This is a genomic window from Jatrophihabitans sp. (assembly GCF_051960575.1).
Taxonomy (GTDB): domain Bacteria; phylum Actinomycetota; class Actinomycetes; order Mycobacteriales; family Jatrophihabitantaceae; genus JBQCEE01.
Window position 1 is genome coordinate 1 of record NZ_JBQCEE010000183.1, and the last position, 5,066, is coordinate 5,066.

General features: G+C 72.9%; 4 protein-coding genes. 3 read left to right on the forward strand and 1 reads right to left on the reverse strand.

All coding sequences use genetic code 11. The features are described 5' to 3' along the window. Window positions 1-143: 143 nt before the first annotated feature. Window positions 144-773 (reverse strand): hypothetical protein, encoded by a 630-nt coding sequence (locus ACTHMS_RS10510; RefSeq protein ID WP_440306610.1) that lies wholly within the window; start codon window positions 771-773, stop codon window positions 144-146. 212 nt (window positions 774-985) lie between these two features. On the opposite strand from ACTHMS_RS10510, the gene ACTHMS_RS10515 reads away from it, so the two are divergent. From ACTHMS_RS10515 to ACTHMS_RS10525, 3 genes are all read left to right on the forward strand, one after another. Continuing rightward, a complete protein-coding gene (locus ACTHMS_RS10515) occupies window positions 986-2,401 on the forward strand; it encodes a CYTH and CHAD domain-containing protein (protein ID WP_440306611.1) in 1,416 nt (471 codons plus the stop codon). A 109-nt stretch (window positions 2,402-2,510) separates the two neighbouring features. Next, window positions 2,511-3,755, forward strand: a complete 1,245-nt coding sequence (locus tag ACTHMS_RS10520; RefSeq protein ID WP_440306612.1) for an MFS transporter — start codon at window positions 2,511-2,513, stop codon at window positions 3,753-3,755. A gap of 90 nt (window positions 3,756-3,845) precedes the next feature. Then, entirely contained in the window at window positions 3,846-4,919 is a 1,074-nt protein-coding gene (locus tag ACTHMS_RS10525; protein WP_440306613.1) for an extracellular solute-binding protein, read from the forward strand. Window positions 4,920-5,066 lie beyond the last annotated feature (147 nt).

Consider the following 5,066-nt stretch of genomic DNA (forward strand, 5'->3'; position numbering starts at 1 on the left):
CCGGGCGGACTGCGGGGCTGGACATCGACCCCCTGGGTTGGTGGGGGGGCGGGGGTGGGCACCGGGGGGGCGGGCCAACCCCCCGCCCCGCCGGCTGAGCGGTCACGAGCAGCCGCTCAGACCCCCCGGTCGGTTGGTGCGGGTCAGCTCAGGGTCGTCGCGGCGGGGTCGTTCGACGGCGTGATCGAGCCGCCGCCCGTGGCCGCGACGTTCGTGAAGCCGGGCATCTTGAGGTAGATCCCGGCGCAGGCCAGCGGTGCACCCGCGCCCATGGCCGCGGCGTTGGTGAGCGTGACGTGCAGCGTGCCGGGCGAGGCGCCCACCGCGGCCGCGACGACGAGGTTCGAGCCGAGCGTGAGGTTCGCGGACGACCCGTTCACCGCACCGGCCCAGGTGACCGCGCTGTTGGTGTGGTCGCAGCCGGCCTGCGCGCTGCTGAGGCCGCTGTCGCTGTAGCCGTCGGCGAAGGTGGCGTCGTTCGGCACCGAGAAGCCGGTGACCTCGACGGGGAAGATGTTCGGGTTGCTGATGGTGAGCACGACGTCGCCGGTGCCGCCGGGGTAGAGCAGGTTGCCGGCGGTGGGGCTCGCGGTCGCGGTGACGGTCAGGTTCGAGATGGTGGCCGACTGCGCCTCGCCGTCCGAGCCGCTGTTGATGCCGACGGTCCAGTTCGTCGCGGCGGCGGCGACGAAGAACGCGGTCATGGCGCCGGCGGCGACGCCGGCGATCGTGACGACCTTGCCGCGGCGGGTGCGGGGGGAGAGGCTGCGCATGGTGGGGCTCCTTGCTCGTCCTGTGACGTCCTGTCAAGTCCATGTCGAAGGGTCGTGACGATCTGTCACGCCTGATGCGTCGATCGTCGACGTCCTCAACAGATGTGAGGGGCTGGCACGCAAAGCCGGAAAGCTGTCCGAGTCGGGACCTTCAGCGGGCAGCGACCCGGACATCCCGTGCCACGGCATCGGGGCCGCACTAGAGTTCCGCCGTGGACCACCGCGAGCGCGAGTTGAAGTTCGACGTGCCGGTCGACTGGCAGTTGCCCGACCCGTCCGACCTGCTGCCGAAGCGAGGGTCGGTGTCGACCGCCGACCTCGAGCTCCAGGCCGCCTACTACGACACCGCCGAGCGGCACCTCTTCCGCTCCGGCCTCACGCTGCGCCGTCGGCGGGGCGGCGAGGACGAGGGGTGGCACCTCAAGCTCCCCGCCGGTGACGCGCGCACCGAGATCCAGGCGCCCCTTGGCACGCGCGGCCTGCCCGCAGCGCTGCGCGACGCGACAGCGGGGCTGCGGCGCGGTGCCCCGGTCGTCCCGATCGCCGAAGTGACGACGCACCGGCAGGTCACCCGGCTGCTCGCCGCCGACGGCACGCCGCGCCTCGAGTTCGCCGTCGACGACGTGACCGCGACGGCGTCGGGCGAGTTCGCGACGGTGCGGCAGTGGCGCGAGGTCGAGATCGAACTGCTCGGCGGTACCGAGCAACAGCTGCAGAAGGCGGCGGCGTGGTTGGGGCGACACGGCGCGAAGCCCTCGGTCAGCCGCTCGAAGCTCGCCCGCGCGCTCGGCGCGTCGAGCGGGCCGGAGCGCGATCGCCGCACCCTCGCCGGCGCCCTCGGTCGCTACCTGGACGAGCAGTTCCTCGTGCTGGTCGCGGGTGACGTCGCGCTGCGCCGCAGTGCCGGCGGCCTGCTCGACGACGCGACGGTGCACGGCACCCGCGTGGCCACGCGCCGCTACCGCAGCGCGCTGCGGGTCTTCGACGACGTCTTCGAGGCCGATCGCGCCGCCGCGCTCGAGGCCGAGCTCGGCTGGTACGGCGAGCTGCTCGGCGCGGTGCGCGACGTGCACGTGCTGCGTGACCACCTCGACCAGCAGCTCGCCGAGGTGCCCGACGAGCTCGTGCTGGGCCCGGTCGCCGCCCGCATCCACGCCCGACTCGCGGCCGACGAAGCCGCCGCCGCGCGCGCCCTCGCGACGGCGATGAAGGGCAAGCGGTACCACGCGCTGCTCGACGAGCTCACGGCCTGGCGCACCGACCTGCCGGCCCGCGACGGCCGGCGGAAGGCCGGCGCCGCGCTCGGCTACCTGCAACGGGCCGAGCGCACGGTGCGCAAGCGGTGGGCCGCCGTGCCGGACGGTCGCGGACGGGACGCCGCGCTGCACCGCGTGCGCAAGGCCGCCAAGCGCGCCCGCTACGTCGCCGAGCTCACCGAGCCGACCGTCGGCAAGGTGGCCCGCCGCGTGGCCAAGGACGCCCAGCGCACGCAGAAGGTGCTCGGTGCCCGGCAGGACCAGGTGGTCGCCGCCGACTTCCTGCGCCGGGCGGCCGTCGCGGCCCACGCCGACGGCGAGAGCACCTTCACCTACGGCCTGCTGTACGAGCGCAACGTCACCGAGCACTGACCGCGGCTCCCGCCGCTCGCGGACGTCGGGAGCGGTGTGTTGCGTTTCTGAACGGAATTGCGGGTTTCCCCGCGCGAACGGACGCCGTCCGCCGGGCAAGATGTCCCGGGTGCGACCACTTCGGACCCTGCCCCTCGAGGTCCGTGCGCTCATCGCCGTCGCGTTCATGGTCGCGCTCGGGTTCGGGCTGGTCGCGCCGGCGCTGCCCCTGTTCGCCCGCGAGTTCGGCGTCGGCAAGACCGCGGCCGGCGCGGTCGTCAGCGCCTTCGCGTTCACCCGCCTGCTCGTCGCCCCGTTCGTCGGGCGGCTGGTCAACGCGGCGGGGGAGCGGGTGGTGCTCGCCGGCGGCATCGGCATCGTCGCGGTGTCAAGCCTGCTGGCCGGGTTCGCGCAGAGCTACTGGCAGCTGCTCGTCCTGCGTGGCGCGGGCGGTGCCGGCTCGATCATGTTCAGTGTCGGGGCGGCCAGCCTGCTGGTGCGGGTGACGCCGAACCACCTGCGCGGACGCGCCCAGGGGGCCTGGGCCGGCGCCTTCCTGCTCGGCATGATCGCCGGGCCGGCCGTCGGGACGGTCGCGACCTGGTCGCTGCGCGCCCCGTTCTTCATCTACGCCGGCACGCTGCTCGTGGCCGGTTCGCTCGGGCTCGGGATGCTGCGGCGCAGCGAGCTCGCCGCCCCGCAGCGCAACCCGGCCGCGCCGATGCCCCTGCGGGCCGCGCTGCGACACCGTGCCTACGTCGCGGTGCTCGCGGCCGGGTTCGCGGGCGACTTCGCCGTCGTCGGCGCGCGCTCGTCGCTCGTGCCGCAGTTCATCACCGACGAGCTCGACCTGCGGCAGGGGTGGGTCTACGGCGCCTTCCTCATCGTCAGCCTCGTCAGCGGGGCGCTGCTGCTGCCGTTCGGGCGCACCGCCGACACGGTCGGGCGCCGCCCGGTGATCATCTTCGGGCTGGCGCTGGGTGCCGTCGGGTTCGTCCTGCTGCCGGTGCTGGACGGCCGCGTCGGGCTCGTGCTCGCCATGGCACTGCTCGGCGTGGCGGGCGCCGCCGACTCGGTGGCACCGGGTGCGGTGATGGGCGACGTCGTCGGTGGGCGCGGCGGCACCGTCGTCGCCGCGTTCCAGATGGCCGGCGACCTCGGCGCCATCCTCGGCCCGATCGTGGCCGGCGCGGTGGCCGACGGCGCCGGCTTCGGCGTCGCGCTCGTCGTGTGCGCCGCGGTCTGCCTGGCGCCCATCCTGCTCGTGCTCGCGGCACCCGAGACCCTGCGTGCCGGCGGCCCGCTCGCGCACCTTGAGGCGGCCCATGTCGCAGGCGTCGACGAGCGCGAGGCACCCACAGCCGATTCGGTGTGAATCGCCCGATTGCAAGCCAGCCCTCGTTCTTTGCTATTGTCTATCTAGCCGGTGGAGATACCGGAAACACTGGAATTCATGGGGAAGTCGATGACGCGTATCCGACCTGCTGCGACGATCGTCGCCGCCACCGCTGTGCTGGCCCTCGGCGTCAGTGCCTGCTCGTCGTCCGGTGGCTCGACCACGTCGAACGGCGGCGGCTCCGGTTCGACGGCCGCGGGCGCGACCGGCAGCAGCGGCACGGGCGGCAGCGGCGGCACGATCAACCTCGTGGCCTACTCGGTGCCGAAGCCGGCCTACGACGCGCTCGCGACGGCCTTCGCCGCGACATCGGCCGGCAAGGGGGTCACCGTGAACGCCTCGTACGGCCCGAGCGGCACCCAGAGCAAGAACGTGCTCAGCGGCCAGGCCAAGGCCGACTTCGTCAACTTCTCGACCGGCTCGGACCTCACCAAGCTGGTGCCGAGCAAGGTCGCGTCCGACTGGAACACCGGCCCGACCAAGGGCATCATCGCCGACTCGGTCGTCGTCATCGTCGTCCGCAAGGGCAACCCGAAGAAGATCACCGGCTGGGACGACCTGGTCAAGCCCGGCATCAAGATCGTGACCCCGACGCCCGAGACGTCCGGCTCCGCGAAGTGGAACATCCTCGCCGCGTACCAGCACGTCATCGACGAGGGCAAGTCGGCCAGTGACGCCGAGACCTACCTCAAGGCCTTCTACAAGAACATCGTCAGCCACGCCGAGAGCGGCTCGGCGGCGACGCAGCAGTTCCTGAACGGCACCGGCGACGTGCTCATCTCCTACGAGGCCGAGGCCATCGCGGCCAAGCAGAAGGGCGCGAGCCTCGACTACATCGTCCCCGCCCAGACGATGCTCATCGAGACGCCCGCCGCCGTCACGACCACCGCGAACCAGGCGGCGAAGGACTTCCTGACCTTCGCCGAGAGCGCCGACGGCCAGAAGATCTTCGCCGGCAAGGGCTTCCGCCCGGCGGTGCAGGGTGTCGACCCGGGCACCGTCGAGGGCGCGAACGACCCGAGCAACCCGTTCCCGCAGCCGAGCAAGCTCGACACCATCACCGAGCTCGGCGGCTGGTCGGCGGTCAACACGAAGTTCTTCGACGCCGACAACGGCCTGGTCACCAAGATCGAGAACGGCTGAGCGGTATGACGACCGACGTCGCGCCGGCGCCCGTGCAGGGCGCCGGCGCCGGCGTGCCCACCGGCCGGCGGGGCCGGCGCGGCACCGACCGCCCCCCGTACCCCCGGGACCCCGGATATTACCACGGGCTTGGTGTGGGGGTGATAT

Coding starts and splice junctions, on each gene's coding strand:
- ACTHMS_RS10510 (WP_440306610.1), bottom strand. CDS start 773: ATGCGCAGCCTCTCCCCCCGCACCCGCCGCGGCAAGGTCGTCACGATC.
- ACTHMS_RS10525 (WP_440306613.1), top strand. CDS start 3,846: ATGACGCGTATCCGACCTGCTGCGACGATCGTCGCCGCCACCGCTGTG.